Annotated in this window: 19 protein-coding genes; 15 read left to right on the top strand and 4 right to left on the bottom strand. The window is 74.7% G+C overall.

Annotation, left to right across the window (positions count from 1 at the left end; genetic code table 11):
* Window positions 1–24: 24 nt before the first annotated feature.
* The 10 genes from CWOE_RS19050 (at window position 25) to CWOE_RS19005 (ending at window position 12,394) form a co-directional block, all read left to right on the top strand.
* Window positions 25–1,080, top strand: a complete 1,056-nt coding sequence (locus CWOE_RS19050) for a DUF4430 domain-containing protein (RefSeq protein ID WP_012935271.1) — start codon at window positions 25–27, stop codon at window positions 1,078–1,080.
* The gene (locus CWOE_RS19045) at window positions 1,077–1,595 is read left to right on the top strand and encodes a hypothetical protein (RefSeq protein WP_012935270.1); all 519 of its coding nucleotides are present in this window, start codon (window positions 1,077–1,079) and stop codon (window positions 1,593–1,595) included. The genes CWOE_RS19050 and CWOE_RS19045 overlap by 4 nt, the downstream gene beginning before the upstream one ends.
* Window positions 1,592–2,533 carry a DUF4430 domain-containing protein gene (locus CWOE_RS31075; protein ID WP_012935269.1) on the top strand — a complete coding sequence of 314 codons (942 nt, stop codon included), beginning with the start codon at window positions 1,592–1,594 and terminating at the stop codon, window positions 2,531–2,533. The genes CWOE_RS19045 and CWOE_RS31075 overlap by 4 nt, the downstream gene beginning before the upstream one ends.
* On the top strand, window positions 2,533–3,468 hold the full coding sequence (locus CWOE_RS19035) for an energy-coupling factor transporter transmembrane component T (protein ID WP_012935268.1): 936 nt from the start codon (window positions 2,533–2,535) through the stop codon (window positions 3,466–3,468). The genes CWOE_RS31075 and CWOE_RS19035 overlap by 1 nt, the downstream gene beginning before the upstream one ends.
* Complete coding sequence (locus CWOE_RS19030) at window positions 3,465–5,210, top strand: ABC transporter ATP-binding protein (protein ID WP_012935267.1); 1,746 nt, start codon at window positions 3,465–3,467, stop codon at window positions 5,208–5,210. Before CWOE_RS19035 ends, CWOE_RS19030 begins: the two co-directional genes overlap by 4 nt.
* A complete protein-coding gene (locus CWOE_RS31070; protein WP_012935266.1) occupies window positions 5,207–6,925 on the top strand; it encodes a prenyltransferase/squalene oxidase repeat-containing protein in 1,719 nt (572 codons plus the stop codon). Before CWOE_RS19030 ends, CWOE_RS31070 begins: the two co-directional genes overlap by 4 nt.
* A gap of 405 nt (window positions 6,926–7,330) precedes the next feature.
* The gene (locus CWOE_RS19020; protein ID WP_012935265.1) at window positions 7,331–9,310 is read left to right on the top strand and encodes a PKD domain-containing protein; all 1,980 of its coding nucleotides are present in this window, start codon (window positions 7,331–7,333) and stop codon (window positions 9,308–9,310) included.
* Window positions 9,307–10,215 carry a dihydropteroate synthase gene (gene folP / locus CWOE_RS19015; RefSeq protein ID WP_012935264.1) on the top strand — a complete coding sequence of 303 codons (909 nt, stop codon included), beginning with the start codon at window positions 9,307–9,309 and terminating at the stop codon, window positions 10,213–10,215. The genes CWOE_RS19020 and folP overlap by 4 nt, the downstream gene beginning before the upstream one ends.
* Before the next feature lie 45 nt (window positions 10,216–10,260).
* Window positions 10,261–10,950: a transaldolase family protein gene (locus CWOE_RS19010; protein ID WP_012935263.1), complete on the top strand. Its 690-nt coding sequence runs from the start codon at window positions 10,261–10,263 to the stop codon at window positions 10,948–10,950.
* Between the two features lie 100 nt (window positions 10,951–11,050).
* Entirely contained in the window at window positions 11,051–12,394 is a 1,344-nt protein-coding gene (locus CWOE_RS19005; protein WP_236262298.1) for a Rho termination factor N-terminal domain-containing protein, read from the top strand.
* A 71-nt stretch (window positions 12,395–12,465) separates the two neighbouring features.
* Here CWOE_RS19005 and CWOE_RS19000 read toward each other — a convergent pair whose 3' ends face one another.
* Window positions 12,466–14,316, bottom strand: coding sequence for an FG-GAP-like repeat-containing protein (locus tag CWOE_RS19000; protein WP_012935261.1), 1,851 nt, complete (start codon window positions 14,314–14,316; stop codon window positions 12,466–12,468).
* A 72-nt stretch (window positions 14,317–14,388) separates the two neighbouring features.
* The gene (locus CWOE_RS18995) at window positions 14,389–14,847 is read right to left on the bottom strand and encodes a hypothetical protein (protein WP_041730685.1); all 459 of its coding nucleotides are present in this window, start codon (window positions 14,845–14,847) and stop codon (window positions 14,389–14,391) included.
* A 191-nt stretch (window positions 14,848–15,038) separates the two neighbouring features.
* Here CWOE_RS18995 and CWOE_RS18990 point away from each other — a divergent pair, with 191 nt between their 5' ends.
* Window positions 15,039–15,677, top strand: a complete 639-nt coding sequence (locus CWOE_RS18990) for an MOSC domain-containing protein (RefSeq protein WP_201447026.1) — start codon at window positions 15,039–15,041, stop codon at window positions 15,675–15,677.
* Window positions 15,678–15,729: 52 nt separating this feature from the next.
* Here the strand turns inward: CWOE_RS18990 and CWOE_RS18985 are convergent, their stop codons facing one another.
* Entirely contained in the window at window positions 15,730–16,167 is a 438-nt protein-coding gene (locus CWOE_RS18985; RefSeq protein ID WP_012935258.1) for an organic hydroperoxide resistance protein, read from the bottom strand.
* Between the two features lie 125 nt (window positions 16,168–16,292).
* On the opposite strand from CWOE_RS18985, the gene CWOE_RS18980 reads away from it, so the two are divergent.
* From CWOE_RS18980 to CWOE_RS31060, 4 genes are all read left to right on the top strand, one after another.
* Window positions 16,293–17,012 (top strand): response regulator transcription factor, encoded by a 720-nt coding sequence (locus CWOE_RS18980; protein ID WP_041733019.1) that lies wholly within the window; start codon window positions 16,293–16,295, stop codon window positions 17,010–17,012.
* Window positions 17,009–17,800, top strand: coding sequence for a sensor histidine kinase (locus CWOE_RS31065; protein WP_012935256.1), 792 nt, complete (start codon window positions 17,009–17,011; stop codon window positions 17,798–17,800). The genes CWOE_RS18980 and CWOE_RS31065 overlap by 4 nt, the downstream gene beginning before the upstream one ends.
* Window positions 17,801–18,098: 298 nt before the next feature.
* Window positions 18,099–18,791 carry an RcpC/CpaB family pilus assembly protein gene (locus tag CWOE_RS18965; protein ID WP_012935255.1) on the top strand — a complete coding sequence of 231 codons (693 nt, stop codon included), beginning with the start codon at window positions 18,099–18,101 and terminating at the stop codon, window positions 18,789–18,791.
* A 263-nt stretch (window positions 18,792–19,054) separates the two neighbouring features.
* Window positions 19,055–20,425, top strand: a complete 1,371-nt coding sequence (locus tag CWOE_RS31060) for an HD-GYP domain-containing protein (protein WP_012935254.1) — start codon at window positions 19,055–19,057, stop codon at window positions 20,423–20,425.
* Here the strand turns inward: CWOE_RS31060 and CWOE_RS18955 are convergent.
* The gene (locus CWOE_RS18955; RefSeq protein WP_012935253.1) at window positions 20,368–21,702 is read right to left on the bottom strand and encodes an EAL and HDOD domain-containing protein; all 1,335 of its coding nucleotides are present in this window, start codon (window positions 21,700–21,702) and stop codon (window positions 20,368–20,370) included. The genes CWOE_RS31060 and CWOE_RS18955 overlap by 58 nt on opposite strands.
* Window position 21,703: the final 1 nt, after the last annotated feature.

Below are 21,703 nucleotides of genomic sequence, written 5' to 3'. Positions count from 1 at the left end.
GCCCTCGCGGAAAGGGGTGGAAGCATGCCTCGTACGATCCTCGGCTCCCTCGTCGGAGCCCTTGCCGTCACGGCCCTCGCGGTGCCGGCGGCCCACGCGGCCGCACCCGCAGATGTGACCGTGCGCGTGGAGGGTCCGAGCGGCTCCCTCGCCTACGCGAACCTCAGAACCACGACCACGCCGGTCGTCAAGGACGGCGACAGATCGCACGCGTGCACCGGCACGAGCGCGGCCGGCGCGCTCGAGCAGGCGACCGGCGGCAGCTGGACCGGGTCGTACTTCAGAGGCCTCGGCTACGCGGTCGACTCGATCGACGGCGTCAGAGGCTCCTCGCCGTCGGAGTACTGGACGCTGTGGGTCAACGACAGATCCGCGACGATGGGCGTGTGCGGCACCGAGCTGCAGAACGGCGACGACGTGCTCGTCTTCCTCTGCAGAAGCGGCGCGGACTTCAGCTGCACGAACCGCCCGCTCGGGATCGTCGTGCCGAAGCGCAGATCGGCGACGCCGACCGTCCAGGTCGTCACGTTCGGCGACGACGGCAGAGCGGCGCCGGCCGCCGGCGCGACCGTCAGCGGTGGTCTGAAGCCGATCAGAACCGATGCGCAGGGCCGCGCGAAGGTGACGCTGAAGGGCGCGCAGAGCCAGCTCGTCGCCACGCGCACGGGAGACGTTCCCTCCGCGCCGGTCTTCTGCTCGGTCAACGCCTGCGGCAGCAGCGACACGACCCCGCCGACGCTGACGCTCAAGAACGTCCGCGACGGCCAGGTCTTCACGGCTGCCGGCGCGCCGCGGGCGCTGCGCGGCACCGCCGTCGACCCCGCCGGCGCGATCGTCGAGCTGAGACTGACCCGCCGCGACGGCTCGTCCTGCACCGCGTTCGACGGCCGCCGCGAGGCGTTCTTCCGCTGCCCCGCGAAGGGCGCGCCGTGGTTCCAGGCGAGCGACCGCCGCAACTGGTCGTACCTGCTGCCGCAGAAGCTCGCGCCCGGCCGCTACACGCTCGGCGCGCTGGCGAGCGACCCGAACGGCAACACGCGCAAGCTGACGGTCCGCTTCACGGTCAGGGCCGCACGGTGAGCCGCCGGCCGCGCACGCTCTGCGCGACGCTCGCAGCGACGGCTGCGGCGGCGCTGCTGCTGCCCGCGCTCGCGCCGTCCGCAGCGGGCGCGGCCACCGCTCCGAGGGTGCAGACGAAGATCGTCGGCAGAGCGCGCACGCTGCTGGGCACGCGCACGGTCACGGCGTCGGCGACGACCGTCGCCGTCGGGCGCAAGCGCTGCGCGGTCGCCGCCGGCACGCCGCTGGCGGCGCTGCTCGCCGCCCGCCGCGCCGGCGGGCCGGCGGTCCGCGTCTCCGACTACGGCTCCTGCTCGCGCCGCGCCGCCGACGGCGGCGGCCTCTACGTGACGCAGATCGGCCCCGACCGCCGCAGCGGCCAGTCCGGTTGGGTCTACGCGGTCAACGGCAGGGTCGGGACGGCCGGCGCGGCCGATCCGCTCGGGCCGTTCGGCAGCGGCGCCCTGCGCAGCGGCCAGCGCGTCACCTGGTACTGGTGCCGCAAGGCCGGCGCGTGCGAGAAGAGAGTCCCGTGAGGCGCTACCTCCCGCTGTTCCTGCTCGCCGCCGGCACGCTTCTGGTGATCGTGCTGACGGCCGTCACCGGCTTCGGCCTCGGCAGCGGCAGCAGAGACGGCGGCGGCGCGCGCGTGCTCGTGACCGAGGACTTCGGCGCCAGAGTCGTCGGCGCGAGGATCGTTCAGGAGCTGCCCGGCAACGAGACCGCGATGCGGCTGACGCAGCGCAACTTCGACGTCGAGACGCGCTACGGCGGCGGCTTCGTGCAGGCGATCGACGGTCTCGAGGGCAGCAAGGACGGCCAGTACGACTGGTTCTTCTACGTCAACGGGATCCTCTCCGACACCGGCGCGGCCGACGTCGACGTGCACGGCGGCGACAGCGTCTGGTGGGACCGCCACGACTGGAGAGGCGCGCAGAACATCGGCGCCGTCGTCGGCCAGTTCCCGGAGCCGTTCGCGCACGGCGCGGAGGGCAAGCGCTACCCGGTCGTGCTGCAGTGCGACAGCGACGCCGAGGACGCCTGCTCGGTCGTCTCCCAGCAGCTGTCGGACGCGGGCGTGCTCGCCTCGCGGCAGACGCTCGGCACGAACGTCGAGACCGAGGTGCTGCGCGTGCTCGTCGGCGACTGGGAGTCGCTGCGCAGAGACCAGGCGCTGCGGCAGCTCGACAGAGGGCCGATCGTCTCCGGCGTGTTCGCCAGATTCGACGCCGACGGCAGACAGCTGGAGCTGCTCGACGAGCAGGGCCGCACCGCCAGAACGGTCGGTGCCGGCGCCGGCCTCGTCGCCGCGACGAAGCTCGGCGAGCAGGTGCCGACGTGGGCGGTCACCGGGACCGACCTGGAGGGCGTCGCCGCCGCCGCGGACGCGCTCGTCCCGCAGCGGCTCAGAAACAGATTCGCGCTCGCCACCGACGCCGCCGGCGGCGACGTCGGCCTGCCGCTGCTGCGCTGATGGGCTACCGCCGCCGCGCAAGCCCGCTGCACGCCGCCCGCGCGGCCGTCGGCTGCGGGCTCTGCGCCGCGCTCGCGCTGACCGCGCTGCTGTACGACCACCCGCTGGTGCTGGGCGCGGTGCTCGTCGCCGCGCTCGGGGCCGGCCTCGCCGCCGGCGTCGGGCGCGAGCTGCGCCGCACGCTGCTCTACGCGATCCCGTTCACGCTCGTGATCGCGCTGCTGAACCCGCTCGTCTCGCACCAGGGGCTGACCGTGATCGCCTGGTTCGAGCCGCCGCTGATCGGGCGGCTCGACATCACGCTCGAGGCCGTCGTCTACGGCGGCCTGCTCGGGCTGCGCGCGCTCGCGATGATCGTCTGCTTCGCGCTCTTCACGTTCGTCGTCGACCCCGACGAGCTGCTGCGGCTGTTCCGGCGCGTCTCGATGCGTTCGGCGCTGACGGCGACGCTCGCGACGCGGATGGTGCCGGTGCTGCAGCGCGACGGGCAGCGGATCGCCGACGCGCAACGCTGCCGCCCCGGGATCCCGCCGTCGCGGCTGACGCTCGTGCGCGCGGTCGCCGGCGGCGCGCTCGACCGCGCCGTCGAGGTCGCGGCGGCGCTGGAGGTGCGCGGCTACGGCGCGCTGCGCCGCCCGCCGCGCATGCGGCGGCCGTGGTCGCGGCACGACCTCGCGTTCGGCGCCGCGGCGCTGGCCGTGCTGGCGCTGGCGGTCGGCGGCCGGCTCGCCGGCGCTGCCGCGTTCGAGGCGTACCCGCTGATAGAGGGCAGCTGGAGCGTGGCGACGTTCACGTTCGCGGCGGCGTTCGTGGTCGTGTCGCTGCTGCCGTTCCTCGATCGCAAGGGAATCGGGGGAACGCTCGCGCAGAGCGCTCGGTTCCCCTCCGCGAACTCGCCTGCGGCTCCTTCGCGTTCCGCGGAGGCAGACCGATGACCGCCGTGCTCGCGCTCGAGCGCGTCACCTACAGCTATCCCGGCGCCGCCGCGCCCGCGCTGCGCGACGTCACGCTGACGATCGGCGACGGCGAGTTCGTCGTCCTCGCCGGCCGCTCCGGCGGCGGCAAGTCGACGCTGCTGCGCGCCGCCAACGGGCTCGTGCCGCACTTCCACGGCGGCGAGATCGAGGGCGAGCTGCGCGTCGCCGGGTTCGACGTCCGCACGCACGGGCCCGGCCAGCTCGCGACGGCGGTCGGGTCGCTGTTCCAGGACCCGGAGACGCAGGTCGTGATGGGGACCGTCCGCAGCGAGCTGGCGTTCCCGCTGGAGAACCGCGGCGAGCCGGCGGCGGCGGTCGCGCGCGGGGTGGAGGAGGCGGCGCTGGCGCTCGGCGTCGCGCACCTGCTCGAGCGCCCGACGCACGAGCTGTCCGGCGGCGAGCTGCAACGGGTCGCGCTCGGCGCCGCGCTCGCCGGCCGGCCGCGGCTGGTGCTGCTCGACGAGCCGACCTCGCAGCTCGACCCGGTCGCCGGCGACGAGCTGATCGGCCTGCTGCGGCGGCTCAACGAGGAGTGGGGGACCACGATCATCCTCGCCGAGCACCGCCTCGAACGCTGCCTCGCCTCCGCCGACCGCGTGCTCGCGCTCGTCGACGGCGGCCTCGCCTGCGACGGCCCGCCGCGCGACTTCCTCGCATGGGCCGCCGACGCCGCCCCGGCGCTGGAGACCCCCGGCGCCCGCCTGATCGCCCGCGCCGGCCTGACCCCGCCGCCGGTCGGCGTCAAGCAGGCGCGCGCGACCCTGCGCGCCGCCGGCGCGCTCGAAGACCGCGAGCCGCACGAAAGAGAGCAGTTCCCACCCACCCGGGAGCGAACCGGCCACGCGAATTCGCCCCCCCAGACGCCGAGCGCCACCGCCGGCGGCCCCGCCCGCGCCATCGCGCGACTGCGCGGCCGCTCCGGCAGCGAGCGCGCGCTGAGCTTCAAGAACGTCTGGTTCGAGGCGCGCGAGGGCGCGACGATCCTGCGTGCGATCGACCTCGCGCTCGCGCCCGGCGAGCGGGTCGCGCTGATGGGCCGCAACGGCGCGGGCAAGTCGACGCTGCTGCGCCACGCCGCCGGGCTCGCGCAGCCGACGCGCGGCAAGGTCGACGCGGCCGGCCGCGTCGCGCTCCTGCTGCAGAACCCGAACGACTACCTCGTGCACGAGCGCGTCGGAGACGAGGCGCCGGCCGACGCGCTCGCCGCCGCCGGCCTCGCCGCCTTCGCCGACCGCCACCCGCGCGACCTCTCCGGCGGCGAGCGCCAGCGGCTCGCGCTCGCGATCGTGCTCGGCGGGGAGGAGGACCCGCCGGCCGTGCTCTGCCTCGACGAGCCGACGCGCGGCATGGACCGCGCGCACAAGGCCGACCTCGCTGTCCTGCTCGCCCGCTTCGCCGCGACCGGCACCGCGCTGCTGGTCGCGACCCACGACCCGGAGTTCGCCGCCGCCTTCGCGGAGCGCGTCGTGCTGCTCGGCGACGGGCGGCCGATCGCGGACGGCCCCGCGTCCGAGGTGCTCTCCGGCGGCTGGTACTTCGCGACCGAGACGGCGCGCATCCTCGGCGGCGCCGGCGGCGTGCTCGACCCGGAGGCGGGCGCCGCGCTCGTGCGCAGGCGCCTCGGCGCACCGCCGCCGCCGCTCCGCCCGGAGAACGAGCCGCCACGGAATCCGAGCCGCCAAGCGAGGATTTCGCGATGAGCTGGCAGCTCGCCTCGTTCCTGCTGCTCGCCGCGGCGCTGCTCGGCGGCTTCGCCTGGTACGAGCGCTCGCACCCGGCCTCGCGCGTGCTGGCGCTCGTCGGCACGCTCGCGGCGCTCGCCGTGCTCGGGCGGATCGCCTTCGCCGCGATACCGAACGTCAAGCCGACGACCGACATCGTGTTGCTGGCCGGCTACGTCTTCGGCGGCGCGCCCGGCTTCGCGGTCGGCGCCGTCTCCGGCTTCGCGTCGAACTTCTTCTTCACGCAGGGCCCGTGGACGCCGTGGCAGATGCTCGCGTGGGGCGGGATCGGCGTCTTCGGCGCGCTGCTGGCGTGGCTCAGCGGCGGCAGACTCGGCCGGATCCCGCTCGCGCTCGCGTGCGGCCTCTGCGGCCTCGGCTTCGGCGTGGTGGTCAACTTCGGCAGCGTCGTGACGTACGGCGACGTCGACCTGTGGCCGCGCTACACGGCCTATCAGTCGGTCTCGCTGCCGTGGGACCTCGTCCATGCAGGAGGCAACGTCATCTTCTACTTCGTCTTCGGCCCCGCGCTCGTGCGCACGCTGCGGCGCTTCCGCACTCGCTTCGAGTTCACTTGGAAGCCGTCGACCAGACCCGCCCACGCCGCGCCGCTCGCCGCGCTCGCGCTCGCCGCGTTCGTCGCGGGCGGCGTCGCGAAGCCCTCCGGCGCCCGTGCCGCCGCGGCACCGACGCCGGTCTCCTACCTGGAGCGGGCGCAGAACGCCGACGGCGGCTTCGGCGGCGCGCCCGGCCAGTCGTCGGTCGATCTCTTCAGCGGCTGGGCGGGTCTCGGGCTCGCGGCGCAAGGCGTCAACCCGCGCGACGTCGCGCGCGGTCCCGACAGCGTGATCGACTACGTCGCGCGCCAGGCGAGAGCGCTCGTGCGCGGCGGCGGCGCCGACCGCGTCGGCGACCTCGAGCGGACGATCCTGCTCGTCTCCGCCGCGGGCCTCAGACCGCGCGCGTTCGCCGGGCAGGACCTCGTCGCGGCGCTGACCGCTCGCTTCGCGCGCGACGGCTCGGTGCTGCAGCAGTCGAACCTGACGGCGTTCGGGATCCTCGCGCTGCGCGCGGCCGGCACGCCGAGAGCGAACCCGCGCATGCGGTCCGCCGCCGCGTGGCTCGCCAGACAGCAGAACCGTGACGGCGGCTTCGGCTTCGCGACCCGCGGCGGCGGCAGCGACGTCGACGACGCGGCCGCGGCCGCGCAGGCGCTCGTGGCGGCCGGCGGCCACGGCGCGACGGTCGCGCGCACGGTCGCGTTCGTGCGCCGCAACCAGAACCCCGACGGCGGTTTCCCGCTGCTGCCGGGCGGCACCTCCAACGCGCAGTCGACCGGCTGGGCGATCCAGGCGTTCGTCGCCGCAGGCGTCAGACCGGCGACCGTTCGCAGACGCGGTTCGCGCTCTGCGCTCGCGTACCTGCGCTCGCTCGTCGGCCCGGACGGCGCCGTGCAGTTCTCGCGCACGAGCCGCCAGACACCCGTGTGGGTGACCGGCGCGGCATCGGTCGCGCTCGCGCAGAGAGCGTTCCCGCTCGCGCCCGTGGGCCGCTCCTCGCGCGTGGAGGAAGGCGCCGCGACGGCGTCGTCGGACGATGGTCCCGACGCCGCCGTGCTGGTCCCGATCGCGGCCGCGATCGGCGTCGCGGCGGGCGCCGGAGCGCTCGTCGTGCGCAAGCGCGCACGCGGTTGAGTCGCAGCGGATGTCCTACGTCGACAAGACGGCGATGCTGTTCGGCGACGCGGGTCGCTTTCGCATGCGCTAAATCGCTTTGCCACGTGCGTTTCGGCGCCCACGTCTATTTCGAACGTCAGCGTTCTTACCAATGAGCTTCCGGCCGCTCGGCGCCTGTGCGAGCGTCGTCCGTGCATCGGGGCAGCAATGGTTCGCACCTCGGGGAACGGCGGTGCGGGCCGACGAAGCTGATGCGCCGCGTGCATGTCGGGAGTAGAGGGGGAAGGTGGAGCGGGGCCGATGGGAGCCGGCCTCGCAACACCGCCTTCTCGCGCACGTGCGAGACACGCCGCCGCCCGACCGCGTAACTTCTGCGGTCCTCACCGGTTGAAACGCACGATGCCGTCAACGGGTGACCTCTCCATGCCGCGAATCGCACGCCACCGCCAGCTTCCCGCTCGTCCGCTCGCCGCCGTCCTGGCGGCCGCACTGCTCGCCGCTGCGCTGCTCGGCACCGGGTCCGCACGAGCGGGCCAGTACGGCGGGGAGGTCGTCGTCGGCCCGCTGGCGACGTTGAAGAGCCTCGGCAACGTCGACATCGCGCCCGACGGCACCGGCGCGATCGTCTACACCGTCGAGGACGGCGGTGCCGACCACATCTTCGTCAGCCGGCTCGTCAACGGCGTGTGGAGCGGGCCGGAGCGCGTCGACGGCGGCCTCGGCAGCCCGTCCTCGCAGCCCTACGTCTCGGCCGCCGACGGCGGGCGCGTCTCGGTCGTGTTCGCCAACGGCGGAAGCATCGTCGCGGCCACGCGCGCGTCCTCGGCGACGGGCTGGTCCTCGCAGGTGGTCTGGAACGCAGGCGGCGCGTCGGACCCGCATGTCGACCTCAGCGTCAACCGCAAGGGCTACCTCGCGTTCACCGCGCCGGGCGGCGGCGGCCACGACGTCCGCGTCGCCTATTCCAGAGACGCCGGACCGTGGACGCTGATCCCGACCGCCTTCGACGCCGACGGCAACGCCGACGCCGGCGCCGGCAACGGTCGCCCCCGCGTCGGCGCCTCCGCCGACGGCGTCGCGGTCGTCGCCTGGGGCGAGGCGGGGCGCGTCCGCGTGCGCCGCGCCGTCGGCACCCGACCGAGCGTCGTCGTCGCCGACGCGCTCGCGGGCGGCGGGATCGAAGGCGTCGAGCCGGGCGCGGCCGACCTGCCCGAGGTCGGCATCCAGGACGACGACAGCTTCACCGGCATCGCCTTCCGCGCCGTCTACAGCGTCAACGGCGCGGTGCGCTCGCGCGTCGTCTTCCGGCGCCTGCGCGGATCGAGACTCGAGAACGCGGTCTCGGTCGACGGCGGCAACTTCGGGACGGGCCAGGGATCGGTCACGCCGCGCATCTCCAACGGGGGAATCGGGCAGGGCATCGTGCTGGCCGCCAACGACACGACCAACATCTCGTTCGCGCTGCCGCTGCGTGCGGACCTGACGCCGACCGCGCCCGTCCAGGTCGACTCGATCGCACAGAGCGCGAGACCGACGTTCGCGGTCCCCGTCACCGCGACCCCGCTGAAGATGCTCGTCGCCTGGCAGTTCACCGGCGCCGACGGCGCGACGGACGTGCGCGGCCGCTTCTTCAACGGCAGAGACTTCGAGCCGGAGCAGGTGCTGTCGGTGCCCGCGCTCGGCGCGACGGATGCCGCGCGCGGCCTCGACGCGGCCGCCGACGACAACGGCGACATCGTCGTCGCGTGGCTCCAGGGCGCGTCGATCGCCGTCTCGACGATAGACCAGCCGCCCGGACCGTTCGCGCCGAAGGCGCGCCCGGCGAGCTTCGAGCGGACCGACCGTCCGGTGCTCGAGTGGACGAGATCGCGGGAGGCGTGGGGCGCCGCCTACAAGGTGACGGTCGACGGCGCCGAGGTCGCGACGACGCCGCGCACCTCGCTGCGCGTGCGCACGCCGCTGCCGCAGGGCGTGCACAGCTGGCAGGTGACCGTCGCCGACCGGCGCGGGCAGACGTTCGCGGCGAAGGCCGGCACCGTCCGCGTCGACACCGTCGCGCCGACCGCGACGCTGCGGGTCTCCGGCGCGCGCCGTCCGGAGACGACGCTCCGGCTCGCGCTCAGAGCGCAGGACCTCGCGCCGAAGCCGGCGAAGGGCGCCAAGCCCGCCGAGACCTCCGGCGTCGCCGACGCCGTCGTCGACTGGGGCGACAGAACGAGACGCGAGAGAATCCGCACCGTCGGCCAGCACGCCTACGCGAGAGCGGGCCGTTACACCGTCACGGTGACCGTCACCGACAAGGCGGGCAACCGCACCGTCGCCAGACAGCTGCTGAAGATCGCCGCGCCGTCCAGAGGCAGAGGCGGCAGAGGCAGAAGCAGAGGCGACGCGAGCGCGGCATGAGCGGCGCCCGCGCGCTCGACGTCCGCGCCGGCGACCGCACGCTGCGGCTCGGCGAGCGGCCGTGGCTGATGGGGATCGTCAACGCGACCCCCGACTCGTTCTCCGACGACGGCCGCTATCCGACGCTCGACGCGCGCGTCGAGCTGGCCGCCGAGCTGCTCGCGGCGGGCGCCGACATCATCGACATCGGCGGTGAGTCCGGCGTCACGAACAGGCCCGCGGTCGAGCCCGCGGAGGAGATCGAGCGTGTCGTCCCGCTGGTCGAGCGCGTCGCCGGCGAGCTCGGCGCGGTCGTCTCGGTCGACACCTACAAGCCGGCCGTCGCCGCGGCGGCGATCGCCGCCGGCGCCCGCATCGTCAACGACGTCAGCGGCCTGCGCGACCCTGCGCTCGCCGACGTCTGCGCCGCGACCGGCGCGGCGCTGGTGCTGATGCACACGCGCGCGGCCCCGAAGCAGAAGCTGCTCGACCCGAGCATGGACGGTCGTATGGCGGATGACGTCGTCGCGTTCCTGCGCGAGCGGATCGCGCTCGCGCGCGCCCACGGCGTCGCCGACGAGCAGCTGATCCTCGACCCCGGGCCGGACTTCGGCAAGACGCCGGCGCAGACCGTCGAGGTGCTGCGACGGCTGGACGACGTGCTCGCGCTCGGACGGCCGGTGCTGCTGGCGGTCTCGCGCAAGGACTTCGTCGGCGCGATCACCGACCGGCCGCCGCGCGAGCGACTTGCCGGCACGCTCGCCGCGCTCGCCTGGGGCGCCGACGCGGGCGGCCACGTCTTCCGCATCCACGACGTGCGCGAGGCGGCCGAGTTCCTCGCCGTGCGCGACGTGCTGGAGGGGCGCCGGCAGCTCGACGCCGACGCGCGCCTCGCCGAAGGGCTGCGCCGCGAGCGGCAGGCGTAACCTGAGTCGCAGGACCCGTTCCAACGACTCGCAGGAGGACGCACCATGAAGCTCTTCATCGACACCGGCTCGGTCGCGGAGGTTGAGGAGATCGCTGCCTGGGGCGTGCTCGCCGGGGCGACGACGAACCCGTCCCTGCTGGCGAAGGAGGGCGGCGACCCGGGCGAGACGCTGCGCCGCATCTGCGATCTCGTCGACGGTCCGGTCTCCGCCGAGGTCGTCGCCGCCGACGCCGCCGGGATGATCGAGCAGGGCCGCGCGCTCTACGGGCTGCACGAGCACATCGTCGTCAAGACGCCGTTCTCGCCGGCCGGGCTGGAGGCCGCCCACGTGCTCAGCGAGGACGAGATCCCGGTCAACATGACGCTCGTCTTCACCGCCAGCCAGGCGCTGCTGGCGGCAGAGGCCGGCGCGACATTCGTCTCCTGCTTCATGGGACGGCTCGACGACGTCTCGATCGACTCGGGCGAGACGCTGCAAGGGATCGTCGAGGCGCTGCACACCGGCCAATCGGTCGCGGCGGTGCTGGCGGCGTCGATCCGCAGCCCGCAGCACGCGGTGCTGGCGGCGCGGCTCGGCTGCGAGGTCGCGACGATCCCCGCGAAGGTGCTGCGGCAGATGCTCGACCACCCGCTCACGACCGCGGGCACCGAGCGCTTCACGGCCGACTGGAGATCACGCCCGGAGCTGGGCGAGTGGATGACGAGGCTGGTCGACGGCGCGGCCGTCCGCTGAGCTGCGCGCTAGTGTTCGGAGTGCTGCATCGCCGGCCGCTGTCCCAACGCGGCCGGAGCCAACCGATCCATCCATCACCCAGGAGGACCAACTCTTGTCAGTGCTCGAAAGCTCCGCGCTCGCGGAGAGCCCGCTCGCCGATCTGCATGCGATCGCGACGGAGCTCGGCATCGACGGCTTCCGCCGTCTGCGCAAGCCGGACCTGATCGACGCGATCGTCGCCAAGCAGGGCGGCAACGGCAACGGCAACGGCGCCGCCGCGGACGCCGATTCCGATCCCGACTCCGCCGAGGGCGATCGCCCCAAGCGCCGCCGCGGTGGCCGCGGTCGCAGCCGCGACCGCGATCGCGACGAGCGCCGCGGCGACGACGCCGAGGAGCGCAAGGAGCCGCGCGCCGGCGGCCGCGAGCCGCGCGGCGAGCGCGAGGGCCGCGAAGGCCGCGAGTCGCGCGGTGACCGCGAGGGCGGCCGTGATGGCCGTGAGCCGCGCGGCGAGCGCGAGGGCCGTGAGCCCCGCGGGAAGTCGAAGGGCCCGAAGGAAGGCGACGTCGTCGAGGGCGTCGTCGAGCTGCTCGGCAACGGCTCGGGCTTCGTGCGTCTCGCGCCCGGCGGCGAGGCCGCCGACGGCGACGTGTACGTCTCCGCCGCGCAGGTGCGCCGCTGCGAGCTCGTCGCGGGCGACAAGGTCAGCGGACCGGTGCGCGCCCCGCGTCGCTCGGAGCGCTATCCGTCGCTCGTCCGTGTCGACACGATCAACGGCAAGTCGGCCGACGAGGCGGGCTCGGAGGGCACGAAGTTCGACGAGCTGCCGGCCGCGTTCGCGACCGAGCGCTTCGCGCTCGATGCCGAGGACGTCACGGTCAAGGCGATCGAGTGGCTGACGCCGATCGGCCGCGGCTCGCGCGTGTCGATCGTCGGCACCGCGCGCGCCGGCAAGACCGAGGCGCTCCGCCGTCTCGCCGACCACCTCGTCAAGCTCGACGGCGTCGAGACGTCGGTCGTGCTCGTGGGCGCGCGCCCGGAGGAGATCACGGAGTGGACGGGCGGCCCGGTCGAGGTGGCCGCGTCGCTCAGCTTCGCCGCCTCCGCTGACGCGCAGTCGCAGGCGGTCGAGCGCGCGATCGACAACGGCAAGCGCGTCGCGGCTCGCGGCGGCAACGCCGTCGTGCTGATCGACACGCTCGACGGCGTCCACAGCGCGGCCGCGCGCAAGGCGCTCGCCGCCGCGCGCAACATCGCCGACGGCGGCTCGCTGACCGTCATCGCGACCGCGAGCGAGCCGCTCGGCGGCGAGACGACGGTCGTCGCGCTCGACGCCGAGCTGGCCGGCACCGGCCGTTTCCCGGCGCTCGACCTGCTCGCCAGCGGCACGCTCCGCCCGGAGCTGCTCGTCGGCGAGGCCGCCGCGGAGGCGATCGCCGCCGCGCGCGCCGAGGCGCGCTAGCCGCAGCCCCGCATCGAGGAATGGAGGATCGACCACCGTCACGGTGGTCGATCCGACACTCCTCGGCCGGCTCAGCGCACGACGAGGCGGGCGACGGCGGTGCGTCGCTGTCCGTCAGCTGAGTGGAACACGAGCGTCAGCCGGTAGGTCCCGCGCGGCAGGCCGCGCAGGCTCAGCGCGCTCGTGCCGGCGCGGCGCAGCGTCCGGCGCGCGGTCGCGACCGCGCGCTTGCCCGCACGGACGGTCAGCAGCGCTCTGCCGCGCTTCGTGGCGCCGAACGCGATCCGCAGCGGGCGGCCGGCGATCCCGCTCAGCCGTCTGCCGCCGAGCACGAGCGCGAGAGGCGCCGTCGCCCGATCACGTCCGTTCCTGCCGTCGCGCCCGTTCGCGCCCGCGATCCCCTGAACGCCACTCGGCCCAGCGGCCCCGTGCGGACCGGCCGGGCCCGCCGGACCCGTGGCCGGCTCCGTCGCGTTCCCGCTCAGCGCGACCGTCAGCGGGCCGCCCGGCGCGTTCGTCGCGACCGTCAGCGTCGCTGCGCGCGCGCCGAGCGCGGTCGGCACGAGGCGCACGTCGAGCTGGCAGCTCCCGCCGGCCGGCACGGGCACCTGGCAGTCGCCGGTCGTCGCGAGGAAGTCGCCGGGCTGTGCGCCGCCGAGCGCGAGGCGACCGACCTGCAGCGGCGCGCCGCCGTCGTTGGCGATCGTGACAGTCCGCGGCTCGCTGATCGTGCCGAGTGGCTGACTGCCGAGGTCGAGCGCGCCCGGCGCCAGGCTCGCCGCCGGCTGGCTCGTGTTGAGCAGCGTCTGGACGCTGGCCTCCTGGTAGGCGACGACGACGTCGAGTCTGCCGTCGCCGTCGAAGTGGTCGAGCACGAGCCCGTGCGGCGTGCCCGCGAGCGCGACGCTCGCGGCGGCTCCGAACGAGCCGTCGCCGTTGCCGAGGTTGACGGTCAGCGTCTCCGGGTTGTAGTCGACGGTGACGGCGTCGAGCCGCCCGTCGCCGTTGACGTCGCCGAGGTCGAGCCCGTACGGCTCGCCGCCGCCCTCCGTCGGCGGCAGCAGCTCGAAGCCGCCGTCGGCTCTCGACAGCACGGTCAGCAGCTGGTTGTCGAAGCGGGTCGTCGCGACCACGTCCGGACGCCCGTCGCCGTTGACGTCGCCGGCCTTGACCGTGAACGCCTCGTACCCCGGGAACACCGCCGCGGTCGTGAACGTGCCGTCCCCGGCGTTGCGGAGGACCGAGAAGCTGCAGCCGCACCAGTCGGCGACCGCGAGGTCCGGATCGCCGTCGCGGTCGAAATCGGCTGCCGCGAGCCCGATGACGCTGGCGCCGGGGTCGACCTCGGTCACCGAGCCTGCGCTGAACCCGCCCGCGCCGTCGCCTCTGAAGGTCGCGATCTCGTTGCCGCCGCTCCCGACCGCGAAGTCGAGCTTCCCGTCCGTGTCGAAGTCGGCCGCCGCGAGCGCCTCGGTCTGGAGGCCGCTGTTGTAGGAGGAGAACGCGAAGGTCGTGTCGCCTCTGCCCAGCATGACGTCGAGCGAGAAGCCGAAGGTCCCGCCGGAGATCGCATCGACGTTGCCGTCGCCGTCGAAGTCGCCGGTCGCGACTGCGCTGCCGCCGCTGACGATCGGCTGGCTGATCGCCGCGCGCAGCGACCCGTCGCTTCTCGCGCTGAGCACGCTGAAGCTGGGGCTGGACGCCGACACGCGGTGCGTCGGGACGAGCACCTCCGGCCGGCCGTCGCCGTCGGCGTCGGCGGTCGCGATCGTCCACAGCTCGTCCGGCGCCGTCGCGCGGGCGGGCGTCGGCGCGAACGTGACCGCGGCGGAGGCGGGGGCGGCGGCGAGCGGCGTGATCAGGAGAGCGACCACGCCGGCTGTTGCGGCCGGGCTGCGGCGAGCGCGGAAGCGGGGGAACATCGAACGGCGTCCTTTCGTGGGGAGGACACCGGAGTCTGCCGGGCGGACCGGCGGTAACCGAACGGTGTTCGGTTAGCGCGGCAGGTACGCCACGCGGCCCCACGACGGCTCGGGGGCCAGCTCGATCGGCTCGTTGCCGCGATCGGGCTGCACGTAGGAGAAGGTGTGCGTGTCCTCGTCGAAGGCGACGTCCAGCTCGCCCTCCTTGACGCGCTGGTCGAGCCAGGCGCCGCGGAAGATCAGGCGCCGCAGCCAGTGCACGAGCGAGCGCTCGGACGGGCCGACGAGCTCGGGCCAGCAGTCGTTGACGTGCTCGCCGAGCGCCGAGGCGGGGTCGGTCACCTCGCCGTTGACGACCAGGTTGACGAGATCCTCCGCCTCCTGGTTCTCCAGTCGGCCGGAGACGAAGCCGAGCTTCCGTGCGGCTTGCTCGCAGCGTTCGCCGAAGTCCCGCTCGTTGAACGTGAAGCGCAACTCGCCGTACTCGAGGACGAAGTCGTCGCCTGAGCTGTAGTTTCCTCGTTGGGTCATCCGTGAGTGCCGGGTCGGGGCGGGCGGCAATGAAGGCGACCCGTGCGGCGTCGGCATCATATGCAGGAGTCCTCCTGATCCGGATGGTCTGCATGCGAACTTGCAGTGCTTCGCATTGCGAGTTCCGCGGCGGCCGGCTGGCACCGCGGCGCGCCGGTGGGAACTCGCGGAATTCCGTCACAATGCCTGCGATGCACGTCGCTGAGCTGTGGGTCTATCCGGTCAAGTCGCTGCGCGGCCAGCCGCTGCGGACCGCCGCGATCACGGCTGACGGGATCCCCGGCGACCGCCGCGTCCAGGTCCGCGATGGCGACGACCGGCTCGTCACCGCCCGCACGCGCCACCGCCTGCTCGGGCTCGACGCGACGCTCGACGGCGGCGGAGAGGCGCTGATCGGCGGCGTGCCGTGGCGGGACCCGGCGGCGCTCGCGGCGGTCCGCGACGTCGTCGGCGAGGACGACGCGTCGCTCGTCGCGATGGAGGGCCCGGCGCGCTTCGACGACACGTCGCTGCTGATCGCCACCGACGGCGCGGTCGCCGAGCTGGGCGTCGACGGCCGCCGGCTGCGGCCGAACATCCTGATCGCCGGGGTCGAGGGCTTGGCGGAGCGCACGTGGCCGGGCGCGCAGCTGCGGGTCGGCACGGCCGTGATCGACGTCGAGAAGGTCTGCAAGCGCTGCGTCATGACGACGATCGACCCCGACACCTTCGCCGTAACGCCGGACGTGCTGCGGCGGATCAACTCCCGCTACGCGGGCCGTTTCGCGCTCAACTGCTGGGTCGCGCAGCCCGGCGAGGTCGCCGTCGGCGACCCCGTCGAGCTGATCTGAGGCGCAGCGGCGCGCCGCACCGGGCCGCGCCTGGCCGCGCGACGCCGGCCGCTCAGTCGACCGGTCTGCCGTTCGCCGTCAGCGCGACGTCGATGTTGCCGCGTGTCGCGTTCGAGTAAGGGCAGACCTGATGCGCCGCGCGGACGATCTCGGCCGCGACGGCGTCGTCGGCGATCGACGGGAGCGTCACGTCGAGCGCGGCGGCGAGCTTGAAGCCGCCGTCGCCGGTGGGGAGGAGCTGGACTCTGGAGTCGATCGACGCGTCGTCGGCGCCGACTCCCTGACGTCGCGCCACGACGCCGAGCGCGCCCTCGAAGCAGGCGGCCCAGCCGACTGCGAAGAGCTGCTCGGGGTTCGTCCCGCCGCCCTCGCCGCCCATCTCCGCCGGCAGGCGCAGGTCGACCTCCAGCGCGCCGTCGGAGGTGCGTCCGTGCCCGGCGGCGCGGCCGCCCGAGACGGTCGCCTCGGCGGTGTAGAGGACCTTCGCCATGTCGTTCCTCGCTTCGTTCGCGTGCGGTCGCGCGCAACTCTGTCACACGCGCAGCACCGGCTCGCTTCGTCACGAAAGCACGGAGATGGGGGCGAGCTGCCGCCGTCATGTGGCTCAGACGGCCCATGAACGACGAACGCTCCACCATCCTGGTCGTCGAGGACGACCGCCAGACGCGGAAGTTCCTCGCCGACAACCTGAAGGCGGACGGCTACGAGCCGCTGCTCGCCGGCACCGTCGACGAGGCGCTCGAGACGGTCGACGCGCGCTACCCCGACCTCGTCCTCGTCGACCTCGGCCTGCCCGGCCGCGACGGCCTCGAGCTGCTGGAGGCGATCCGCACCGCCGATCCTGTCGCCTCCCGCATCGACGCGACGCTGCCGCTGCTCGTGCTGAGCGGCCGCGCGAACGAGCTGCACCGGCTGCGGACGTTCGAGCGCGGCGCCGACGACGTCCTGCCGAAGCCGTTCTCCTATCCGGAGCTGCGCGCCCGGATCGCCGCGCTGCTGCGTCGCGCCGAGCTGAGAACGCGCCGCGGACGGCTGCGGATAGGCGCGCTCGAAGTCGACCCCGCGGCCCGCACCGCGCACCTGCACGGGCGAGCGGTGCCGCTGTCGCAGAAGGAGTTCGGGCTGCTGCGGACGCTCGCGAGCGAGGCGACGAGAGTCTTCACGAAGGACGAGCTGCTGCGCAACGTCTGGGGCTATAGGAACCTCGGGTCGACCCGGACGTTGGACTCGCACGCCTGCCGGCTGCGGCGCAAGCTCTCGCGCGAGGGAGAGGTGTTCGTGATCAACGTCTGGGGCGTCGGCTACCGCCTCTGCGACGGGCTGGTGGGCACGTGACGGCGGTGGCGGTGGTGGCGGCGGGCAGCGGCTGGCTCGCCGCGCTGGTCGCCGCCGCGGTCGGAAGGGCGCTGCTGGCGCGGCGGATGGAGCTGGTCGCGCGTGCCTGCCACGAGCTGCGCGGCCCGCTGACGGCGGCGCGGCTGGCGGCGCAGTTCGCCGCCCGCGACGCGGGCGGACCGGGCGTGCCGGAGTCCGCGCGCGGGCCGCTGGAGGCGATCGACCTGGAGCTGGGGCGGGCGCGGCTCGCGCTCGACGACCTCGCGGCGGCGGAGCACGGCGGCCGCGCGGACGACCGCGCCTGCACGTTCGACGTCGGCGTGCTGCTCGTCGACGTCGCGGAGGCGTGGCGCCCGTTCGCCGCCGACCGCGGCGTGCGGCTGCGGGTCGAGCAGCCGCCCGGGCGCGTGCTCGTACACGGCGACCGCACGCGGCTGGCGCAGGCGTGCGGGAACCTGCTCGCGAACGCGATCGAGCACGGTCGCAGCGGCGGGGCGGACGCGGTCGGACAGGAGGCGGCGTTCGCCGGCGCCGGCGGCGAGGTCGTGCTGCGCGCCCGCGCGGGCGTCCACACCATGCGCATCGAGGTGCTCGACGACGGACCCGGTCTGCCTGCGCCTGTCGCAGCGCTCGTCCGGAGGCCCCGCGGCGGTCGCGGCGCCCGCGGGCGCGGCCTCGCGATCGCCGCCGACGTCGCCGCCCGCCACCGCGGCCGGCTCGCCGCCGCCCCGAGCGAGCGCGGCGCCCGCCTCGTGCTCGAACTGCCGACCGCCGCCGGCTCGCCGTGACGCGCCGCGACCCGCGCCGCCTCCGCCCGCGCCGGCCGCGTCCCGACCGCCGCCGGCTCGCCGTGACGCGCCGCGACCCGCGCCGCCTCCGCTCGCGCCCGCCGCGTCCCGACCGCCGCCGGCTCGCCGTGACGTGGCGCCGCGTCCGCCCGCGCCGGCCGCGGCGCCCAGGCCGCCCGCGGCTCCCGGCGCGACCCGACCGTGTCCAGCTCCCCGCACGGCGCCGCGTCCAGCTCCCCGATCCGCGCCGCTTCCAGCCGCGCCGACCCGGGCTGCCGCGCTCCTCGGAGGCGGGGCGATGACGCGCCGTCGTCGTGCGCTGCTGCTGCTCGCGCTGGCGCTGCTGCTCGGCGCGATCGCGGCGTCGAGCGTGCAGCGGCGCGAGGCCGCGCTGGGACAGGCGCTGGGTCCGCTCACGCACGTGCTCGTCACGCGCGCGCCGGTCGCCGCGGGCGCGCCGCTCGCCGACGCGCGCCCGGCGCTGCGCTCGCTGCCGCGCCGCTACGCGCCGCCGGACGCGCTGACCGATCCGGCGGTGCTGGACGGCGCCCAGGCCGCGGTCGCGCTTCCGGTGGGCGCCTACGTCACCGGCGCGTCGCTGCGCACGCCGGCCGCGGCCGCGGTCCCGGTCGGTCGCGGCGAGCGCGTCGCGGAGGTCGTCGCGCTCGGCGACCCGGAGTCGATCGTCGCCGGCTCGCGCGTCGACGTGCTCGTCACCCGTGACACGGACGGTGACAGGCCGGGTGAGACCGTCCTCGCGCTGGAGGACGTCGAGGTGCTCGCGGCCGCCGCGCCGCCGGCCGCGGAGATCGGTGCGGACGACGCCGGAGCGGGCGCGCGGGTCGCCGCCTCGCTGCGCGTGACCGTCCGCCAGGCGGTCTATCTCGCGGCCGCGCAGAGCTTCGCGCGCGAGCTGCGCCTGCTTCCGCGCGCCCCGCAGGACCGGGCGCGGGGGCGTGCCGGGCTCGCGGTCGACGAGCGGCTGCGGTGAGTCTCCGTGACAGCTCACCGTGAACGAAATGTGCTCTCACCGCTCAAGGGATCGGCCACCCGCGCCGATCCACTGCGAGAGCGCATGTCAAGGAGACAGCTCGCCACCATCGCCGGCCCGTGCGCCGCGCCCCCCACTGTCCAAGCGTCCACTGCGGCGAGCGCCGCCGTGCCATCGCGTGTGTCCGATCGGACCGCGTCCCGGCGCTGGATCACGACCCCGACCCCGACCCCGGCTCCGGCGCCCGCGGGGCCGCCCTCCCGATGACCCGCGCCGACGCCCCGTCCGCGCACGAGTACCGCGCCGAGCTGGCGCTCGGGGCGCCGTTCCTCGTCGTCGCGACGGCGGTCGCGCTGCTGCTCGACTCCGGCCGCTCCTTCGACCTCGGCCCGGCGATCGTGCTCGTGCTCGCGTACGGCGCGCTCTCGCACGTGCGCTTCTACGCCGGCGCCGGGCACACGGTGCCGACGCAGCTCGTCTTCGTGACGATGCTCTACACGCTGCCGACCGAGCTGGTCCCGCTGCTGGTCCTGCTCGGCATGGTCGTCGGCAACCTGCCCGACTACGCGCGCGGCGTGCTGCACCCGGCGCGGATGCTGATGCTGCCCGGCGACGCGTGGCACGCGATCGGCCCAGCGCTGGTCCTGCTGGCGGCAGGCGCGGTCGACCCGACCGGCGGCGACTGGGTCTGGCTGATCCCGGCGCTGCTGGCGCAGTTCGCGATCGAGTTCGTCGTCTCGGCGGTGCGGGCGCAGCTCGCGCTCGACATACCGCTGCGCGATCAGCTGCGCGCGCTCGAATGGGTCTGGCTCGTCGACGCGCTGCTGACGCCGCTCGGCGTGCTGGCGGCGATGGCGTCGGTCGACCGTCCCTACGCGTTCCTGCTCGTGCTGCCGCTCGCACTGCTGCTGACCGTCTTCGCGCGCGAGCGCAACGAGCGGCTGGAGCAGGCGCTCGAGCTCGGCGGCGCGTACCGCGGCATCGCGATGCTGCTCGGCGACCTGCTCGAGGACGCAGACGAGTACACCGGCGGCGACCACACGCGCGGCGTCGTCGCGCTGTCGCTGGAGGTCGCCGACGAGCTGGGGCTCGACGTGCGCGAGCGCCACAACGTCGAGCTGGCGGCGCTGCTCCATGACATCGGCAAGATCGTGATCCCGACCGAGATCATCAACAGACCGGGTCCGCTCGACGAGCGCGAGTGGGAGCTGATGAAGTCCCACACGATCGAGGGGCAGCGGATGCTCGACCGCGTCGGCGGCCCGCTCGCCGACATCGGCCGGATCGTGCGCGCCTCGCATGAGCGCTGGGACGGCGGCGGCTACCCCGACGGGCTGACGGAGCGGACGATCCCGCGCGAGGCGACCGTCGTCGCGGCCTGCGACGCGTTCAACGCGATGACGACCGACCGCTCCTATCGCCAGGCACGCTCGACGAGGGCCGCGCTGGAGGAGCTGCGCGAGCACGCCGGACGCCAGTTCGCCCCGGAGGTCGTCGACGCGATCGTGCGCGTGGTCGCGCGGGAGCTGCCGGAGGAGGAGCGCTCGGCGGCGACGAGCGCGTCGCTGCGCTCGGCTCAGTCGCCGGTCGAGCTGGGCGGTGCGTCGGCGCCGTCGTCCTCGCCGCTGACCTGAGGCGCGTCCGCGTCCTCGTCCTCCGCGTCGCTGCCGCCCTCGTCGAGCGCGCCGCAGGCGGCGTCGGCCCAGTGCACGGCAGCGAGATACAGCTCGGTGACGGGCAGGCCCGGCAGGATCCGCTCGACGGCGGCGAGGTCTCCGCGCTCGTACGCGACGACGGCGGCGAGCGCCTCGCCCATCGGCCCGCTGCGCTCCAGCAGCGCGACCCGCGTCTCCTCGGTCAGCGGGAGCGCGTCGAGCACCTGCTCCAGCGGCGCGTCGAGGATTGCGTCCATGACGGAGAAGAGGCCGACCGTGAAGAAGGCGTCGGCGCCGGCGTTCGCCGCCGGTCGATGGCGGCCGATCAGCTCGCACATGCGGCCGCGCAGCAGCGCGGTCACGGTCAGCTCGCCCGGCTTGTCCTCGTCGCCCGAGAGCGCGATCAGCGCTGCCCAGCGGCGCACGGCGCGCATCCCGAGCATCATCAGCGCCTCGCGCACAGAGGCGACGTGGCGCGGCAGGTTGAAGAACGCCGAGTTGAGGTAGACGAGCAGCCGGTAGCTGAGCCCGACGTCGCGCGTGATGATCCGCTCGAACTCCTCGAACGAGATCGTCTGCGAGTAGAGCCCGGCGAGCGATCGCAGCTCGTTCAGCCGCGTCGTCGGCGGGACGTGCGTGTGGACGAGATCCGGGGTGCAGAAGAAGAACCCCTGGAAGCCGTGGAAGCCTAGCGCACGGCAGCGCCGCAGCAGCTCCGGCGTGTCGACGCCGGCGGCTATCAGCGTGCTCGTCGCGTCGCCGTAGCGGCCGGCGCAGTTGGTCAGCTCGTCCGGCGACATGCTGCCGACGTCGAGCTTGATGCTGTCGGCCAGGCGCGTGATCGGCGGGGGCGGGACCGCTCCGTGCGGGTCGCACACGAGTGAGATGCGGTACTCCTCCTCGGCGAGCCGTTCGAGCACGGCGCGCACGGCGGCGTCGTCGGCGTCGGAGGCGTCGACCTCCAGCACGACGCGGTCGGCCGGGAGCGCGAACGCGTGCAGTTCGAGCAGGAACCGGCGCGAGACGCGCACGTGCGCGGGCCGCCGTCCGACGACCGCCCCGACGCCGATCCCGGTGAACGTCTCGGCGATCACGCTGGCGGTCGCGCGCTCCTCGTCGAAGTCAGCGCGGTCGCTCGTCCCGCGGAACAGCAGCTCGTAGCCGACGACGCGCGTCCAGCGGTCGTGGATCGGCTGTCGTGCGATCGCGACGTCGTCCGCGGCAGGGAAGGGGGAATCGGCGAGCTCGACGCTCATC

The sequence above is a fragment of the Conexibacter woesei DSM 14684 genome (assembly GCF_000025265.1).
GTDB classification, from domain to species: domain Bacteria; phylum Actinomycetota; class Thermoleophilia; order Solirubrobacterales; family Solirubrobacteraceae; genus Conexibacter; species Conexibacter woesei.
The sequence above is the reverse complement of the archived record's forward strand: the minus strand, read 5'-3'. Positions and strand labels throughout refer to the sequence as shown.